Consider the following 16,232-nt stretch of genomic DNA (forward strand, 5'->3'; position numbering starts at 1 on the left):
TTTTCGAGCGGGTATAAAAATTGGCGCACGGACCGCTGTCGTTGACAGCACCTGCCCAGGTAGCCAGAACCTTTAAGGCTACGCCACTTGCGTGGTGGTTCTCCCAAAGTGCGATACAGCGTCCGGCGGCTCGCACGGTCACTCCCCAAGAGTGATGGATGCCTACTCGACTGATCTGCCCACTGTGGCAGACGATGGAACTTCCTCCCTGCGTTGCAGCAACTTAACCTCTCAGCACACTTCGCTACGCCAGACTGCGCCCGTCTCTTTCTTGCGGAAAGAGACGGGCGCTCGTAGCACTGCTGCAAGCCACGCCGTACAGGGCATTGCCGCAATTCTCCTTGTGACAATCGGCCTGACAACTCCGATTCGTCGCCATCCGCAACGACACAGGCACCGGTGCCGCAGCCCATGGAAGGGCTGCACCTGACTGACAGTCAGGCATGCCCCAGGTGTCCAGGTCGTTGCCTTCTCCCACCCTGGATTTCTAGGTGCCGAACTCGTCAGTCGGCACAGCCTCCGCCCGCCCGCATCTTCGGATGCGCCAAGGAGGCCAGGTTCATGGGTTTATGCCCTCGCTCCCGGTTCGTAAGGAGCCGTTCGTTCCGCGTCAGTGAACACCTCACAGGCCGCAGGGGCCTTGATCCCTGATAACACTCAACAGCCGTGGCGGGACTACGTGAGGACAACCAGCAATGAAGGAGGAGAGGGCCCATGCAGCAGTTAGATCCGAAGCTTGAACTACCACGACCGCCTCGACCGCTGATTGAGTCGAATCCCGTGGCCCAGCCTTATCCGGTGCAGGCACTGGGTGGGGTTCTTGGGCCTGCGGTTGAGCGCATGGCCGAGGTCATCGGCGTGCCCCAGGCACTGGCCGCGCAATCGGTGTTGGCCGCCTCGGCGCTGGCGACCCAAGGTCATGCGGGCTTACAGCTCGACGGGAGAAATTATCCCCTGTCGCTGTACTTGATCACTGTGGCCGCGTCAGGAGATCGCAAGACGGCGGCAGATCGATTTGCATTGCTGCCCGCGCGGCAATGGGAGCGTGAGCAGTGGCAGCGCTACCGCGAACAGCTCGCCCGATAAAGTGTCGCGCAGCGACAGGCACTGCGTATCAACCCTGTCGAACCCGACTCCACAGTAAGCATGGCGCTTGAAGCGGAGCCCTCTGCACCCCGGCTGATCACCACAGATCCAACCATTGAAGCCCTGATCAAGGGGCTCTGTCATGACTTGCCCAGCATGGGGCTGTTCTGTGATGAGGGCGGACAATTTCTCGGCAGCAGCACCATGAGTCGGGATAACCGTTTGAAAGCGGTTACGGTCTTGTCGTCACTCTGGGACGGTAGCCCTATTGATCGTGCTCGCTCGATGGCAGGCGAAAGCCTGCGAGCCTATGACCGGCGTGTGAGCCTGCACTTGATGCTGCAACCATACCTGGCCATGCAGTTACTCAGTGACCCGTTGCTGCAGGGGCAAGGCATCCTCGGTCGCTGCCTGATGACCTGGCCTACCAGTCTGGCCGGACAGCGCAGTTACCAGGCCGTCGACTTGTCCAAAGACGCCGCACTAAAGCGCTATCACCGCCGCCTTTCGGGCCTCTTTCATCAACCTTGGTCACTTTCCGCTGACGGTGCTCTGCAACTATCAACGCTGAGTCTCAGTCCGTTGGGCCGTCGTCGCTGGATTGATCTGCATGATGCTATCGAAGCCCAGTTGGGTGAGTTTGGGGAACTGGCCAGCGTACGGCCTAGCGGATCGAAGGCCGCCGATAACCTGCTCCGAATCGCCGCCATCCTGGCAGTTGTGGAGGAGAGCAGCACGGTGGAGGCCGACCATATCCAACGGGCCTCCGCTTTAGTCGGCTACTACCTCACCGAGATCCAGCGCCTGACCGAACAGGAACCAGTATGCCGGGTAAAGGAGGAGGCGGACCGCCTGCTGCGCTGGCTGCAGATCAAGGATTGGAAGCGCTTCAGTATTCGAGACCTGAACCGCAACGGTCCCCGTTTTGCCCGTAAGAGCAGTCGTCATGCCGCCAAGCTGTTGGTCGAGTTGATTGATCATCAGTGGCTCATCACCGACGGCCACACCTTCGAGGTGCGCCATGTTCAATCTTGATGAAGCGCTGCGCAACCATCTGGCTCAGCTCCAAAAGGAGCCGAAAGCGCGATTTGTCGCCGCTACTGTCGCCACTTTGTCGCCACGCTCAAAGCCAGGCAGGACAAGGGGTGTCGCCGCTGTCGCCGGTGTCGCCACCACCCGTAAAACTATCACCTCGACGACAGCCATCATTCAGTGGTTGAAAGAGGAGGGCGCGCATCTCTATGTCACCGACAACACGCTGTGTTTTCGCCCGACTGATTGGTCCCAGTTCGCCATCGTGAGTGCGAACTGGAGAGCCCTTTTGCATGATCTCGCTGCAGTCGATCAGGGGCAGAAAAATGGTCCGGATCGGTAAGCGATCTGGGCGCAATTTTGGCTTCGGTCGCCAACTCAGCTATGCCGGACCGCAAGCCCTGAAAGATCTGTTCGGCGATGGCCATTTTGCTACCGTCAAAGCCCATGGCGATCGCTGGCAGGCCTTCGTGCGTTGGTGTCGGTCCGAGGAAGGGCCGAAGCTCAATGACGCGCGACAGATCGACCGTGAGATCCTCATGCGGTACGCCGCCCACATGCGGGAGCAGGTTGATCAGGGCAACGTTGGCATCGCTACCGCGCAGAACCGCCTGTCCAGCGTCAACCGAACGATGGCCGCGCTGCGCGGTGATCAGTACGTCAAAATCCCCAGTCCGAGCAAGGCGCTCGGCTTGCAGCGATCGAGTGTGCGCAGTGAGGAACCGCAAGGCCAAGACCGTGTGCAGATCAGGTTGATTGCGCAAGCGCTGTCAGAGCGACAGCAATCGAGGGTGAGTGCCATTGTGCTTTTAGCCCGGGAGACTGGCATGCGCTTGCGTGAAGCAATCTTGGCGGACCTGCCTCGGCTGCAACGAGAGGCCCAACGCCTGGGCAAGATCAACATCCAGGAAGGCACCAAAGGTGGTCGGTCAGGGGCATCGGCGCCGCGTTGGATTACGGTCACGGATCAAGTCCGTGGTGCCCTGGATAGAGCCAGCGAGGCATCACCCTGTGGCAGTCGGAATTTGTTGGCGCCGGACGAAAGCTATAAAGACTTCATACAGACAGTCGTGCGGCCGGCGCGGGACCTCCTGCATGAGCAGGGTTTGAAAGGCTTTCATGAACTGCGGGCGGCTTACGCCTGCGAGCGCTATGAGCAACTGACCGGCCTCTCTGCGCCGGTAAATGGCGGGTTAGGTCACCGAGAAGATCGAGAGCTTGATCAGCGTGCACGACAGCAGATCAGCCACGAATTGGGACATAACCGCGTTGATGTGGTGAGTGCCTACATCGGAGGCCGGCGATGAAGTCTGAGTTCGACATGGCGTTGTTCCTGAGCCCTGTGCTCAAAGGTGCGCATGCCACGCGACAGCGGCACATCAGGCAAGCAGAAAGGATGCACGAAGTAATTCGTGAGCGCTGGGGGTGCGCGACTCCTTGGTCTTGGAGCGAAAAACATGTGAGATGGTTTGTGGAGCACTACCTGCGTTGCTCTGCTCCAGCGACCGTCTACTACTACGAATTAACAGCAGGGTTGATCCGTCGCAGAAAGGCGCAACTCGTAGTTGTTTGATAGGCCTTTTGAGCGTGAGCCCCTGAGTATGGGAATGCGGAGCCTTCCCATACTCAGGGGCTTGGCCGAAGAAGCGCAGACATGCGAAAAGTTTGGCGACAGTCGTCATTTCTGTCGCCATGCTCCACTACACGGATGGCATGGATTGTCGCCGGTGATGCTCAGCGTATCGGCACCACGTTGCGGTCCCTGGTTTGATTGATGGCCGATGCCGACAGGCTGCCGGTGGCCGCTTTCTGGATATGTTCACTCCACCAGGCCATCATCGGACGCCGGCGTTCGATGTAATCCGCACGGTTATAGGCGCTCCGAACCTCATCTTTATCGACATGCGCCAGCGCGACTTCGATTAGCTCGGGATCCCACCCATGCTCGTTCAGGATTGTGCTGGCCATGGAGCGCATGCCGTGGCTGACCAAGCGGTCCTGAAAGCCCATGCGTTTCAACGCCATGTTGGCTGTCTGGCTATTCGCGTGGGTGCGCGGGTTTCTATCTGACGGGAACACATATTCCCTGTGGCCGCTATGGGGCTTAAGCGTCTCCAATAACGAGAGTGCATGTTCGGTCAGCGGGATTGTGTGCGGACGACGCTTTTTCATTCGCTCCGGAGGGATGGTCCAGATGCGCTTGTCGAAGTCGATGTCTGCCCATCGGGTAGTCGCCGCTTCGACAGGGCGGGTCATCGTGTGTAGCTGCCATTCGATCAGGCAGCGGGTCGTCCGCTTGATGCTGGCATTCGCGATTTCCATCATGAGCTCCGGAAGCTCATCAGGTGGTAGCGCTGCCATGTTCTCTTTCTTAGGTTTCTTGAACACCGCTCGAATGCCGCTGAGAGGGTTGGCAAAGATCATTCTGGAATTGACCCCGTAGGTCATGATCTCGTTAAGGCGCTGGCTCACTCGCTTAACTGTCTCGAGGCTGCCTTTGGCCTCAATCGGACGAAGGAGCTTGATGACCATTGGGGCGCTGACTTCCGAGAGAGGCGTTGATTTCATGCTTGGAAAAACATGCAGTGTGAGGGAGCGCCAAATGTCTTCGGCATACGCTGGCGTGACGGAATCCTTCTTCAACTCGAACCAGGCGGTGGCCACGTTCTCGAAGGTGTGTTCCGTTTCTGCTCGTTTGGCTTCCTGCAGCTCATTGCGCTGAGCTTTTGGGTCGATGCCCTGTGCAAGCAGCTCTCTAGCCTCAACGGTTTTCTTCCTCGCTTGCGCAAGAGAAACCTCGGGATAAGAGCCGAGTGCCATGTTGATTCGATTCTTGGTGACGGGATGCCGGTAGTTGAAATTCCACTGCATCGAGCGATTGACCCTGACTCGCAGCTGGAGCCCGTCGCCATCCGTGAGGACGTAATCCTTGTCTTTCGGTTTGATCGCCTTGAGCTGGCGGTCGGAGAGGCGGGTGGTTTGAGCGCACATGAGAAGTACTCCATGACACCTTTTGGTATTCCCAAGATTAGCGCCGGGGAGTCGGGAATACCATTGGGAATACCAAACCGCCTGGAACTCAAAAAATCTGGAAAGCCCCCACTAGCCCTGGAGCCCCCGTATTTACTGGATTTCAGACACAAAAAAAGACGTCCGTGGACGTCTTTAGATGTTGAAGTGGTGGAGCCGGGGGGATTTGAACCCCCGTCCGCCAGTACTCCGCTGTCGGTACTACATGCGTAGCCGTTTCTATTAAGTTAACCCTCAGCGACCCGAAGGGCAGGGTGCTTTGGGCGAGTTGTGTAAGTTTTAGCCGCTTCGTCCACAACGTACTGCACGGCGATTCTGTTCTATATGACAATCACTTTGGGTTTACAGACATCCCCTGGTGATTGCTGGACCCGAAGGTACCAGAAGCTCAGGGCTAAGGCTGCTTACGCAGCGAGAGCGAATTCCTGGCCGTAGTTTTCGTCATTGGCAACTATAAGAAGTTGCAACAGTGGATTTACGAGTTCTGTTACCAACTCGGCATGCACCTAAAGTTTCGCGACCGGCGTCGAATCCTAAACGGCCCCGTGCTTGTAACTCGTTGTTTCATAGTGAGTGACAAGCCTTTGCAGTGTACGCCAAACCGTCGCGGAAGGCCAACCCGAAGGTTTGCCTTCCGCGACTGATCGGGCTACTGGCCGCCTTTTTCGCTGTTCTGCAGGTCTTGCAGTGCCTTTGAGGTGATCTCGATGCACTTCTTGTCATCCCCAGCGGCGTGGGCAGCCTTGGCCGAGGACACGGCAGTGTCTATCTCGCCGCTTTTGCCGCTGGTGTCAGTGGCAAGCAGCGCTTTACCGTTGTTGATTTTGTCCAGATTGATCTGGCACAGGTCTTTATCGCCCGCCGCAAAAGCAGGGGAGGCCAGCATCGCAGCGGTAATGAACAAGCCAGCAAGAGCGGAACGCTTCATAGGGTATCTCCTTGCGCAAAAGGGCTCGACGCTGCTGGCGTTCAACGGCTGCCAGCGACATCACTGATGAGCCTCGTTTGTCGAGGCCTATGCAGATGACTACGCCGGTGCGCAGGGGTTCTGTTTTTTTACAGCTTTAATGAGCGCGGGCTTGGGTGACGCGGTCAACCAGGTAGACCAACCCGTGATAATCAATACCGCCGTGCTGGCTCAGGCCGATCTCGCAAGTGCGGCTGGTGGAGATGCCTTCGCTGCAATATTGCACCGCGTCCTTGAGGGTGCGCAGTGAGTGGGCGTTGAGTTCCGGCGTGGTGAAGCCCTTGTCACCGGCAAACCCGCAGCAATGAATGCCTTCCGGGATGACCACGGTGTTGGAGCAACGTCGTGCCAGCTCGATCAGGGCCTGGCTTTCGCCCAGGTGTTGGGTGCTGCAGGTGACGTGTACGGCGATGGGCGCTTCTTGAGGCGTGAAGTCGAGGCGGTCCATCAGGTGCGTTCGGATAAACCGTACGGGGTCGTAAAGGTCCAGGCGCGTTTCGCCCAGGTCCTGCACCAGGCGCAGGGTGCAGGGGCTGGTGTCGCAGTAGATCGGGTCAAGCCCGCCACGGCTGGCGTGGAGCAGGGCGCCGATCAGTTCCTGGCGCTTGTGTTCGGCCTGTTCGGCGTAGCCTTTGGAGGCGAAGGGCTGGCCGCAGCACAGGCTGTCCTGATTGTCGGGGAACACGACTTGGTAACCGGCTTTTTCCAGCAGGCCACGGGTTTTGTCGTACAGCGATATCTGTTCTTTATCCCCCGCTGACGGACCCATGGCACGTGAAACGCAGGCGGCCAGGTAGACCACCCGTGGCCGTTCGTCCGTCACTGCCGGGCTGAAACGGATGGCTTTTTCCGGCTGCGGCATGGCGTTGGTCCACTGCGGGATTTGCCCCTTGGACAGCTTGGTCACGCGGGCCGATAGCTTCGCCAGACGCGGTGCGCCGAGCAGCATCCGAGCGCCATTGGCCACATGGAGGGTAAAGCGCGCGCCTTGCAGGGCAGTGGAGAAGTGGGTGGCGAGCCACTCGGCGGTTTTCGTACGGTCGGCGTCACGGCTGCGCAGTTTTTTCACCAGGTCGCCGGTATTGATTCCTACAGGGCAGCGCTGGGCGCAAAGGCCGGTCGCCGCGCAGGTGTCGATGCCTTGGTAGTGATACGCAGCTTCCAACTCAGTGCTGTCGACACCGGCGCGTTTCTTCGCTTGGATGTCGCGCCAGATCACGATGCGTTGGCGCGGGCTCAAGGTCAGGCCTTTCGACGGGCACACCGGTTCGCAGAAGCCGCATTCGATGCACTTATCCACAAGCTCATCAGCGGCAGGTAGCGGCTTGAGGTGCTTGAGGTGGATTTGCGGGTCTTCGCTGAGCACCACGTCCGGGTTGAGGATGCCGTTGGGGTCGAGCAGGCGTTTGAGTTGCCACATCAATTGATAGGCGTCGCTGCCCCATTCCAGTTCCACGAACGGCGCCATGTTGCGCCCGGTGCCGTGTTCGGCTTTAAGCGAACCTCCGAACTCCACCGCCACCAGTTGCGCTACGTCGTCCATGAACGCTTGGTAGCGTGTGACTTCTTCCGCGCTGTTGAAGCCTTGGGTGAACACAAAGTGCAGATTGCCTTCCAGCGCGTGTCCGAAAAGGATTGCTTCGTCGTAGTGATGTTTGTCGAAGAGCGCGATCAAGCGATTGACGCCGATTGCCAGTTGCTCAACTGGGAAGGTCACGTCTTCGATGATTACGGTGGTGCCGGTTTTGCGCACGGCGCCGACGGCAGGGAAGGTGTCTTTGCGGATTGCCCACAGTCGGGCGTTCTCGGTGGGGTCTTCGGTGAAGTCGACCTGTTTTTCTACCGGGAATGGGGCAAGGGAGGCCATGATCAGCGCCAGTTGCTCATGCAACAAAGTCGATGATGCTGCGCGGGACTCGATCAACAGGGCGCAGGCATTTTCCGAAAGTTGCTGTACGAAAGCCGGCATGCCTGGCTTGTTTTGTACCGAGCGCATGCTGCGTCGGTCCAGCAGCTCGACGGCCGAGACTGGCTGGGTTTTGAGGACGGTGACCGCGTTGCAGCAGGTCTCGACATCTGGAAACACAATCAACGCAGAGGCTTTGTTCGGGTGGTCTATGACGGTGTCGTAGGTGACTGCGCTGATAAACCCAAGGGTGCCCTCGGAGCCCACCAGTAGATGGCTGAGGATATCCAACGGCTCATCGAAATCCACCAGGGCATTGAGCGACAGCCCGGTGGTGTTTTTCAAACGGTATTTGTGGCGAATCCTGGCTGCTAATTCGGCATTGGCCCGCGTCTCGCGACCTAATGTCGCCAGGCGCTCAAGCAGCGCGCCGTGTTGTTCACGAAATACCTCAACGCTGGTGGCGTCTTCGGTATCCAAGCGGCTGCCGTCAGCCAGTACCAGGCGTATGCCGGCCAGGGTGTGGTAGGTGTTCTGCGCGGTGCCGCAGCACATGCCGCTGGCATTGTTGGCGACGATACCGCCGATCTTGCAGGCGTTGATCGACGCCGGGTCTGGCCCGATCTTGCGCCCGAACGGCGCCAGCCACGCATTGGCCTGGGCACCGATCACTCCCGGTTGCAGACGGATTTGCGTGCCTTGCCCGCGAATCTCGCGGCCATTCCAATTGTCGCCCAGCACGATCAGCACCGAATCGCTGATGGCTTGCCCGGACAGGCTGGTGCCAGCGGCGCGGAAGGTCACCGGTACGTGGTCGCGCTGAGCCAGTTGCAGCAAGGCAACGACTTCGTCTTCTGACTCCACGCGGATCACCAGTTGTGGGATCAGTCGGTAAAAGCTGGCGTCGGTGCCGAAAGCGAGGGTGGAAAGGGGGTCGTCGAAACGTCGATCTTTCGGGATCAGTTGTGCGACGTCGCTCAGGAAAGCAGCAGGCAGGCTCATCGGTCCTCCAGAAATAGCTGACGCCGGAATCGTATCCGGCGGCATTACGTGCAGGTCTTAGTGCACCAGCATACCGGTGAACCAGTAGGCCTGGGCCAAGGTGATCAACCCGACGATGGTGGCAAAGAACAAGCTGTGCTTGAGGGTGAAGCGGAACAGGTCGGACTCCTTGCCCACCAGGCCGGTAGCGGCGCACGCCACGGCGATGGATTGAGGCGAGATCATCTTGCCGGTGACGCCGCCGCTGGTGTTGGAAGCGACCAGCAGAGTGTCATTGACGCTGATCTGGTGCGCGGTGGTGGCCTGCAACGAGCTGAACAGGGCGTTGGACGAAGTGTCGGAGCCCGTCAGGAAAACCCCAAGCCAACCCAGGAACGGCGAGAAGAACGGGAAGGCGGCGCCAGTGCCGGCCAATACCAGTGCCATGGTCGAAGACATGCCGGAGTAGTTGGTGACGAAGGCGAAGGCCAGCACCATCCCGATCGACAGGATCGGCCAGCGCAGTTCGTAGAAGGTCTCTTTTAAAGTGGTAAGACCAGTCTTGATGTCGATTTTCAGTACCAGCATCGAGACCAGCGCAGAGAAGAAAATCGCAGTGCCGGTCGCCGAAATCGGGTCGAGTTTGAACACGGCCGGAATCGCGGTGGGGTTGGTCACAATCGGCGCGACCTTGATCACCAGTTGGTCCAGGTGCGGGATCGCGAAGTTGAACACCCAGCTGTACATCGAACCCCCGGCGGCGAACATCGCCTTGAACGGCTTGAGGGTCCAAATGGTGACCAGCACGGTGAGAATCAGGAACGGCGACCAAGCCTTGAAAATCTGCCCGAGGCTGTAGGGCGAGACGATAGTGTTGCGTGGCAGGCCGAAACCACCGGCGCTGGCAGTGACTGCGGCGCTGGAAGTGGCGCCTGCAATCTGGGCACCTGCGGTGCGTTTGGGCTGCCAGACTTTCAGGAACAGCGTCAGGGAAATCAGGCTGGCCAGGGCTGAGGTGATGTCCGGCAGTTCCGGGCCGATAAAGTTGGACGTGAAGTACTGGGTGATGGCAAAGCTCAAGCCTGCGACCAGCGCAGCGGGCCAGGTTTCACGTACGCCACGCACGCCGTCCATCATGAACACCAGCCAGAACGGCACGAACAGCGACAGCAGCGGCAGTTGGCGACCGGTCATGGCGCCGATCTTGAAGGCGTCGATGCCGGTCACCTGGCCCGCAACGATAATCGGGATGCCCAGCGCACCAAAGGCTACGGGAGCGGTGTTGGCAATCAGGCACAGGCCGGCGGCGTATAGCGGGTTGAAGCCCAGGCCGACCAGTAGTGCCGCGGTGATCGCTACGGGCGCACCGAAACCGGCCGCACCCTCAAGGAAGGCGCCGAAGCAGAAGCCGATCAGCAGCACTTGCAGACGTTGGTCGTCAGTGATCGACAGGACCGAGCTGCGGATGATCTCGAACTGGCCGCTTTTGACCGTGAGTTTGTAGAGGAACACCGCCGCGACGATGATCCACGCGATAGGCCACAGGCCGTAGGCAAACCCGTAACCGGCGGCGGCCAGTGCCATGTCCACGGGCATCTGGAAGGCGAAGATCGCTACCAATATCGACAGCGCCAGGGTGATGCTGCCGGCCACATGGCCTTTGAGGCGAAACACGGCCAGGGCAAGGAAGAAGAATACGATCGGAATAACGGCCGCCAATGCGGACAGGCCGAGACTGCCGAGTGGGCTGTAGAGCTGTTGCCAGGTTTGCATAGTGGGGTGGCCCCTGATTGTTGTTGTTTGGTCAGCTTGGATAATTGGTAATACCAATTTACAATCGCTGTGGGCTAGAGTAAAAGCCTTGGCAGGGGTGTGTCAATTTGCCGCCCGCGAAACTTTGGTCGTAAGCGGGTGGGTAGGGCGCGCTGATCGGCTGAAACGAGGGCGTTCTGATAGGTGCTGCAAGCGCTGCGATAGGCGAGAATAGAGGCCCGGCGCGTGGTCGGGATGGTGGAGAATAAGTGATGGGGTTTGATCAGGTGCGTCAGCGCCGTTTGTCCGATGACATCGTCGAGCAGCTTGAGGGGATGATCCTTGAGGGCACGCTGAAGTCGGGTGAGCGCTTGCCGGCCGAACGCGCGTTGGCTGAACAATTCGGGGTGTCGCGCCCTTCTTTGCGGGAGGCGATCCAGAAACTGTCAGCCAAAGGCTTGCTCGTCAGCCGCCAGGGCGGTGGTAACTACGTGGCCGAATCCTTGGGTTCCACGTTCAGTGATCCGCTGTTGCACCTGCTGGAGAACAACCCCGAGGCTCAGCGTGATCTGTTGGAGTTTCGACAAACCCTTGAGGCCTCTTGCGCCTACTACGCTGCGTTGCGCGCGACGGAGGTTGATCGCGAGCGACTTACGGCGGCCTTCGAAGCGCTACAGGATTGCTACACCCGGTCCGATGAGGTGAGTCGGGCCGAGGAGGGCGCGGCGGATGCGCGGTTTCACTTGGCTATTGCCGAGGCCAGCCATAACGCCGTGTTGCTGCACACCATTCGCGGTCTGTTCGACCTGCTCAAGCGCAACGTGGTGACCAACATCGGTGGTATGTACCAGCAGCGTACGGAAACCCGCGACATGCTGATCAGTCAGCACCGGGATCTGTACCTGGCGATTATCGAGGGGCGGGCCGAGCAGGCACGGGAAGTCTCAACACGCCATCTGCTGTATGTGCAGGAAGTGTTGGAAGAAGTGCGTCAGGAAGTTCAGCGCGTGGCGCGTGCGGAGCGGCGCAAGGGGATGTAGCCAAGGGCGGCTCCCAAGGCTACATCACAGCAAGGATCAGTCTTCCTTGCCCTTATTGCGCACGGCGCGATGCAGTTCGCGATTGGAGTCGCGCTCGCGCTCGGTATCGCGCTTGTCGTATTCCTTCTTGCCCTTGCCCAAGGCGATCTCGCATTTGACCAGGTGCTTGCTCCAGTACCAGGACAGGCAGACGCAGGCATAGCCCTTCTGCTGTACGGCGGCAGCGAGCTTTTCCAGTTCGCGGGCATTGAGCAGCAGCTTGCGCGTGCGCACCGGATCGGCAATCACGTGGGTGCTCGCGGTGGTCAGCGGGGTGATATGACTGCCAAGCAGCCATGCCTCGCCGTCCTTGAGCAGCACATAACTGTCGACCAGTTGCAGCTTGCTGGCACGCAGACTCTTTACTTCCCAGCCGGCCAGGACCAGACCAGCCTCGAACCGATGTTCGATGAAGTAATCGTGTCGCGCCTTTTTATTTTGCGCGATGGTCCCTGTAGGGTGTTTCTTTTGTTTAGCCATAGGGGCGGCATTATAGGGAGTTGCGAGGCTGTCGGCTACGGTCAACCTGCGTGCTTGAGCGTGTTGGACGAATCCCGGACAATGCGGGCAGTTCTCTGGTTTTTTTCTTTCGCGGATCGGGCTCTTCTTCCGCGATGTTTTGCCTCAGCAGTGGAAATAACGCACACATGACGACGCATATTCAACGTTCGGCGCTGCTGCCCTATCCGGCACAGGCGCTCTATGACCTGGTCAACGACGTGGCGCGTTACCCGGAATTCCTGCCGTGGTGCTCAACGGCCGAGGTGCTGGAAAGCAGTGATGAGCACATGGTCGCCAGTGTCGGGGTAGCCAAGGGCGGCCTGAGCCAGCATTTTGTGACGCGCAATGTGCTGGTGCCTGGGAAATCCATTGAAATGAATTTGCAGGAGGGGCCGTTCACTCAGTTGCATGGAGTGTGGGTTTTCAAGGCGCTGACGGACAAGGCCTGCAAAATCAGCTTGGACCTTTCATTTGATTATGCCGGGCCTATCGTGCGCGCGACGTTGGGGCCTTTGTTCAATCAGGCGGCCAATACGCTGGTGGATGCATTCTGCCAGCGAGCCAAGCAACTGCATGGTTGAGATTGAGGTTGTGTACGCCGCAGTAGATCGCCAAGTGCTGCTGGCGGTGGCGGTACCGGCTGGCACCAGTCTGCGTTCTGCGGTGCAAGTGTCAGGCATTGCAGCGCAATTCCCCGAGTTGGATCTGGCTGACTGCGTTTTGGGTATATTCGGTAAAGTGGTCGCGGACGCTGAAGTGCGTTGTGTGCAGGCGGGTGATCGCATTGAGATTTACCGTCCCTTGCTGGCAGACCCTAAAGAAATACGCAGGTTGCGCGCCGCCAAGGCGGCGCTGGCCAAGCAACAGAATTCATAGGTAGGCCACCAACTGGCAGGCAACAAAAAGCCCGGCGTGCCGGGCTTTTTGTTGAGCGCCGCACACTTACTGCGGGCTGGTGTCCAGAGGTTGTGGCGTTGGGACGGGAACCGTTTCCACGCCATCGACGTCTTTCTGGATCTTGTCGAGCAGAGAGCCTGGCTTGGCCGGTACTTCGGATTTCGGCTTCTCGCCTTCCTGCGCAGGCGCAGTGACGTTGGTGCCGTTGTCCTTACCGAGCAAGGCTTCATCACGGCTTACGCCGGGCATGAAGTCACCGGACAGGCTGACAAGCTGGTCATTGCCATTGAAAATGACACTGACGCGCTCCTGTTGGCGTTCACCGCCACCAGGTTGGAGGCTGTAGAGATAATCCCAGCGATCGGCATGGAAAGTGTCGGTCAGCAGGGGGTTACCCATGATAAACCGTACTTGCCGTCGGGTCATTCCGGGGCGTAACTGGTCTATCATGTCCTGCGTGACGACATTGCCCTGCTGGATGTCGATTTTGTAAACCCCGGGGAATGAACAACCGGCGAGTGCGAGCAGTCCCACAAAGGTGAAACTGGTTAGCAAGAGCTTGGTGTTTTGCATCGGTGGGCGACTTCCACTATCTTGGCTGGGACAACGTAAACGCCGATCATACCCGTATTAAGAGAAGCTGCGAAGCAGCATCCGCGAGAAAGCTAACCATGGTTGAAAATAGCGAACTACGCAAAGCCGGTCTCAAAGTGACTCTGCCACGAGTCAAGATTCTACAAATGCTCGATTCTGCTGAGCAGCGTCACATGAGTGCCGAGGATGTCTACAAGGCGCTGATGGAGTCTAACGAGGACGTCGGCCTGGCCACGGTTTACCGTGTACTGACCCAGTTTGAAGCCGCAGGGCTGGTGGTTCGTCATAATTTCGACGGCGGTCATGCAGTATTTGAACTGGCTGACGGTGGTCATCACGATCACATGGTGGACCTGGATACCAATGAGGTTATCGAGTTCACCAGCCCGGAAATCGAAGCGCTGCAGCACAAGATTGCTGAGGAACATGGCTTCGATCTGGTTGACCATAATCTGGTCCTGTACATCCGTAAGAAAAAGTAACAAGCGCTGCAGATGCTCTCTGCAAAACGATCGAAGGCGACCCTAGGGTCGCCTTCGTGCTTTCTATAAAGAGGGAAAATTGTCCGATCAGGCTTTTGCCGCCACGACCATTTTCTTCGCGTGCGCCAACGACTCTTTGGTCAAATCGATCCCGCCGAGCATGCGCGCCACTTCTTCAACGCGTTCCGACTTATTCAGCTTGGACACGGCTGTGTGTGTTGCATCGCTGCCGCGTACCTTGTGTACAAACAGGTGCTGATGCCCCTGGGCCGCCACTTGCGGCAAGTGGGTGACTGTCAGCACCTGGCCTCTATCCCCCAGGCGTCGCAACAACTGGCCAACAATTTCTGCCGTCGGTCCACCAATCCCCACATCAACTTCATCGAATACCAGCGTTGGCACCCGAGAGGTTTGCGCAGTGATCACCTGGATGGCCAGGCTGATTCGCGACAGCTCACCGCCGGAGGCTACTTTCGCCAGCGCCTTGAGCGGTTGGCCCGGGTTGGCGCTGACCAGCAGCTCGACCTGCTCCAGCCCGTGGGGCTGCAGTTCGTTACTCGCGTTGGTGCGCAATTCAATGGTAAAGCGCCCGCCAGGCATGCCCAGGCGTTGGATTTCCAACTCCACTGCGCTGGCCAGGCCCGTCGCTGCTTGCTGGCGCAAGTCGCTGAGTTCGCGCGCCCTCTCCTGATAATGGCGAGCGAAAGAGGCAAGCTCTTCGCCCAAACGCTCGATGGATTCATCGTTGGCGTTCAGGGTCTCGATTTCATCCAGCAGCTTTTGCTGCATCGTCGCAACTTCGGTGGGCTGGATGCGATGTTTGCGCGCCAGGGTATAGATGGTGTCGAGGCGTTCTTCAATCTCCTGCAGACGCGCCGGGTCGGCATCGAAGTGATCCAGAAAGCGATTCAACTCACCGACTGCTTCCTCTACTTGAATCTGTGCGCTGGTCAGCAAGGTGGTGGCCTCGCTCAGTGAGCCGGAGGCGCTGTTCACGCTGGACAGGCGATTGAGGCTGGCGGTTAGTGCGTTGAGTACATTGCCCGAATCACTCTCGCTGCATTGCTCCACCACCTGGCGGCAAATGCCCAGCAGGGTTTCCGCGTTGGTGAGGTTCTTGTGTTCCTGCTCAAGCTGCTCCAGTTCGGTCTCGCCCAGGCCCAGGCTTTCCAGCTCTTCGAGCTGATAGCTGAGCAGTTGATGGCGGGCGCGTTGCTCGTCGCCGGAGTTGGAGAGTCGCTCCAGCTCCTGGCGAGTCTGGCGCCAGCGCTGGGCGGCGAGTTGCACCTGGCGGGCGAGGTCTGTGGCGCCGGCGTACTCATCGAGCAGGCGGCGATGGGTATCGGTTTTCAGCAGGGACTGATGTTCATGCTGGCTGTGGATATCGATCAACAGTTCGCCCAGGGCTTTCAGGTCGCCAAGCGGGCAAGGGGTGCCATTGATATACCCGCGTGAGCGGCCTTCCGCCGTGATGACCCGCCGAAGGATGCACGGCCCTTCATTATTAAGGTCACGCTCTGCCAGCCAGGCCTCCGCCTCGGGAATATCCGCCAGGTCGAAGGTGGCCAGGATATCGGCCTTGTCCGCACCCGGGCGCACCACACCACTGTCGGCGCGGTCACCCAGGGTCAAGCCCAGCGCGTCGAGCATGATCGACTTGCCGGCGCCGGTTTCGCCTGTGATTACGCTCATCCCGCGATCCAGTTCGAGATCCAGGTGTTCAACGATGGCGTAGTTATGTACGGACAGGTGCACGAGCATGACGGCCGCTCCCAGGCTTTAGATCTGGTTATTTATACAGTGTTTTGTTCGGCGCTGACAATCCTGACGCTTAGCTCGATTTGCTTGAATCTGGATATTTTTAAGCGCAACCAGGAATGACCATGCAGGAATTGATGACGGTCAGTCGAAAGACTTTTGGTAAC

The 16,232-nt window shown here is 58.8% G+C and carries 14 protein-coding genes, 1 other RNA gene and 1 pseudogene; 8 read left to right on the top strand and 8 right to left on the bottom strand.

Features of this window, described 5'->3' with window-relative positions:
* Positions 1 to 714 precede the first annotated feature (714 nt).
* From ACP7EW_RS27145 to ACP7EW_RS27160, 4 genes and pseudogenes are all read left to right on the top strand, one after another.
* Positions 715 to 2,121 (top strand): annotated as a pseudogene (locus ACP7EW_RS27145) (YfjI family protein).
* Entirely contained in the window at positions 2,108 to 2,461 is a 354-nt protein-coding gene (locus ACP7EW_RS27150) for a hypothetical protein (RefSeq protein WP_426221125.1), read from the top strand. The pseudogene ACP7EW_RS27145 and the gene ACP7EW_RS27150 overlap by 14 nt, the downstream one beginning before the upstream one ends.
* Positions 2,445 to 3,425, top strand: a complete 981-nt coding sequence (locus ACP7EW_RS27155; RefSeq protein WP_426221183.1) for an integrase domain-containing protein — start codon at positions 2,445 to 2,447, stop codon at positions 3,423 to 3,425. Before ACP7EW_RS27150 ends, ACP7EW_RS27155 begins: the two co-directional genes overlap by 17 nt.
* Positions 3,422 to 3,691 (top strand): hypothetical protein, encoded by a 270-nt coding sequence (locus ACP7EW_RS27160; protein WP_426221127.1) that lies wholly within the window; start codon positions 3,422 to 3,424, stop codon positions 3,689 to 3,691. Before ACP7EW_RS27155 ends, ACP7EW_RS27160 begins: the two co-directional genes overlap by 4 nt.
* A 161-nt stretch (positions 3,692 to 3,852) precedes the next feature.
* Here ACP7EW_RS27160 and ACP7EW_RS27165 read toward each other — a convergent pair whose 3' ends face one another.
* From ACP7EW_RS27165 to ACP7EW_RS27185, 5 genes are all read right to left on the bottom strand, one after another.
* Positions 3,853 to 5,109, bottom strand: a complete 1,257-nt coding sequence (locus tag ACP7EW_RS27165) for an integrase domain-containing protein (protein ID WP_426221129.1) — start codon at positions 5,107 to 5,109, stop codon at positions 3,853 to 3,855.
* Between the two features lie 187 nt (positions 5,110 to 5,296).
* Positions 5,297 to 5,693: a transfer-messenger RNA gene (gene ssrA, locus ACP7EW_RS27170) on the bottom strand.
* A gap of 104 nt (positions 5,694 to 5,797) precedes the next feature.
* Positions 5,798 to 6,076, bottom strand: coding sequence for a hypothetical protein (locus ACP7EW_RS27175; protein ID WP_033898249.1), 279 nt, complete (start codon positions 6,074 to 6,076; stop codon positions 5,798 to 5,800).
* A 136-nt stretch (positions 6,077 to 6,212) separates the two neighbouring features.
* Complete coding sequence (locus ACP7EW_RS27180; protein WP_426221131.1) at positions 6,213 to 9,023, bottom strand: FAD-binding and (Fe-S)-binding domain-containing protein; 2,811 nt, start codon at positions 9,021 to 9,023, stop codon at positions 6,213 to 6,215.
* A 57-nt stretch (positions 9,024 to 9,080) separates the two neighbouring features.
* Entirely contained in the window at positions 9,081 to 10,775 is a 1,695-nt protein-coding gene (locus tag ACP7EW_RS27185; protein WP_426221133.1) for a lactate permease LctP family transporter, read from the bottom strand.
* Positions 10,776 to 11,026: 251 nt separating this feature from the next.
* Here ACP7EW_RS27185 and ACP7EW_RS27190 point away from each other — a divergent pair, with 251 nt between their 5' ends.
* Entirely contained in the window at positions 11,027 to 11,794 is a 768-nt protein-coding gene (locus ACP7EW_RS27190; RefSeq protein ID WP_028617983.1) for an FCD domain-containing protein, read from the top strand.
* Positions 11,795 to 11,830: 36 nt separating this feature from the next.
* Here ACP7EW_RS27190 and smpB read toward each other — a convergent pair whose 3' ends face one another.
* Entirely contained in the window at positions 11,831 to 12,313 is a 483-nt protein-coding gene (smpB, locus tag ACP7EW_RS27195) for an SsrA-binding protein SmpB (protein ID WP_005791513.1), read from the bottom strand.
* A 167-nt stretch (positions 12,314 to 12,480) separates the two neighbouring features.
* On the opposite strand from smpB, the gene ACP7EW_RS27200 reads away from it, so the two are divergent.
* Positions 12,481 to 12,915 (top strand): type II toxin-antitoxin system RatA family toxin, encoded by a 435-nt coding sequence (locus ACP7EW_RS27200; protein ID WP_005791512.1) that lies wholly within the window; start codon positions 12,481 to 12,483, stop codon positions 12,913 to 12,915.
* Positions 12,908 to 13,210, top strand: coding sequence for an RnfH family protein (locus ACP7EW_RS27205; RefSeq protein ID WP_426221135.1), 303 nt, complete (start codon positions 12,908 to 12,910; stop codon positions 13,208 to 13,210). The genes ACP7EW_RS27200 and ACP7EW_RS27205 overlap by 8 nt, the downstream gene beginning before the upstream one ends.
* Positions 13,211 to 13,276: 66 nt before the next feature.
* Here ACP7EW_RS27205 and ACP7EW_RS27210 read toward each other — a convergent pair whose 3' ends face one another.
* Positions 13,277 to 13,804: an outer membrane protein assembly factor BamE gene (locus ACP7EW_RS27210; protein ID WP_016976810.1), complete on the bottom strand. Its 528-nt coding sequence runs from the start codon at positions 13,802 to 13,804 to the stop codon at positions 13,277 to 13,279.
* 98 nt (positions 13,805 to 13,902) lie between these two features.
* On the opposite strand from ACP7EW_RS27210, the gene fur reads away from it, so the two are divergent.
* Positions 13,903 to 14,307 (top strand): ferric iron uptake transcriptional regulator, encoded by a 405-nt coding sequence (fur, locus tag ACP7EW_RS27215; RefSeq protein ID WP_003194220.1) that lies wholly within the window; start codon positions 13,903 to 13,905, stop codon positions 14,305 to 14,307.
* An 87-nt stretch (positions 14,308 to 14,394) separates the two neighbouring features.
* On the opposite strand, the gene recN is transcribed toward fur, so the two are convergent.
* Positions 14,395 to 16,068 carry a DNA repair protein RecN gene (gene recN, locus ACP7EW_RS27220; protein ID WP_426221137.1) on the bottom strand — a complete coding sequence of 558 codons (1,674 nt, stop codon included), beginning with the start codon at positions 16,066 to 16,068 and terminating at the stop codon, positions 14,395 to 14,397.
* Positions 16,069 to 16,232: the final 164 nt, after the last annotated feature.

The sequence above is a fragment of the Pseudomonas sp. DWRC2-2 genome, assembly GCF_049897885.1.
Lineage (GTDB): Bacteria > Pseudomonadota > Gammaproteobacteria > Pseudomonadales > Pseudomonadaceae > Aquipseudomonas > Aquipseudomonas azotoformans_A.

Excerpts from the sequence above, each read along its gene's own strand:
- ACP7EW_RS27210 (WP_016976810.1), bottom strand. The coding sequence starts at position 13,804 with ATGCAAAACACCAAGCTCTTGCTAACCAGTTTCACCTTTGTGGGACTG.
- ACP7EW_RS27175 (WP_033898249.1), bottom strand. The coding sequence starts at position 6,076 with ATGAAGCGTTCCGCTCTTGCTGGCTTGTTCATTACCGCTGCGATGCTG.
- ACP7EW_RS27185 (WP_426221133.1), bottom strand. The coding sequence starts at position 10,775 with ATGCAAACCTGGCAACAGCTCTACAGCCCACTCGGCAGTCTCGGCCTG.
- recN (WP_426221137.1), bottom strand. The coding sequence starts at position 16,068 with ATGCTCGTGCACCTGTCCGTACATAACTACGCCATCGTTGAACACCTG.
- ACP7EW_RS27190 (WP_028617983.1), top strand. The coding sequence starts at position 11,027 with ATGGGGTTTGATCAGGTGCGTCAGCGCCGTTTGTCCGATGACATCGTC.
- fur (WP_003194220.1), top strand. The coding sequence starts at position 13,903 with ATGGTTGAAAATAGCGAACTACGCAAAGCCGGTCTCAAAGTGACTCTG.
- ACP7EW_RS27200 (WP_005791512.1), top strand. The coding sequence starts at position 12,481 with ATGACGACGCATATTCAACGTTCGGCGCTGCTGCCCTATCCGGCACAG.
- ACP7EW_RS27155 (WP_426221183.1), top strand. The coding sequence starts at position 2,445 with ATGGTCCGGATCGGTAAGCGATCTGGGCGCAATTTTGGCTTCGGTCGC.
- ACP7EW_RS27205 (WP_426221135.1), top strand. The coding sequence starts at position 12,908 with ATGGTTGAGATTGAGGTTGTGTACGCCGCAGTAGATCGCCAAGTGCTG.
- ACP7EW_RS27165 (WP_426221129.1), bottom strand. The coding sequence starts at position 5,109 with ATGTGCGCTCAAACCACCCGCCTCTCCGACCGCCAGCTCAAGGCGATC.
- ACP7EW_RS27180 (WP_426221131.1), bottom strand. The coding sequence starts at position 9,023 with ATGAGCCTGCCTGCTGCTTTCCTGAGCGACGTCGCACAACTGATCCCG.
- ACP7EW_RS27150 (WP_426221125.1), top strand. The coding sequence starts at position 2,108 with ATGTTCAATCTTGATGAAGCGCTGCGCAACCATCTGGCTCAGCTCCAA.
- ACP7EW_RS27160 (WP_426221127.1), top strand. The coding sequence starts at position 3,422 with ATGAAGTCTGAGTTCGACATGGCGTTGTTCCTGAGCCCTGTGCTCAAA.
- smpB (WP_005791513.1), bottom strand. The coding sequence starts at position 12,313 with ATGGCTAAACAAAAGAAACACCCTACAGGGACCATCGCGCAAAATAAA.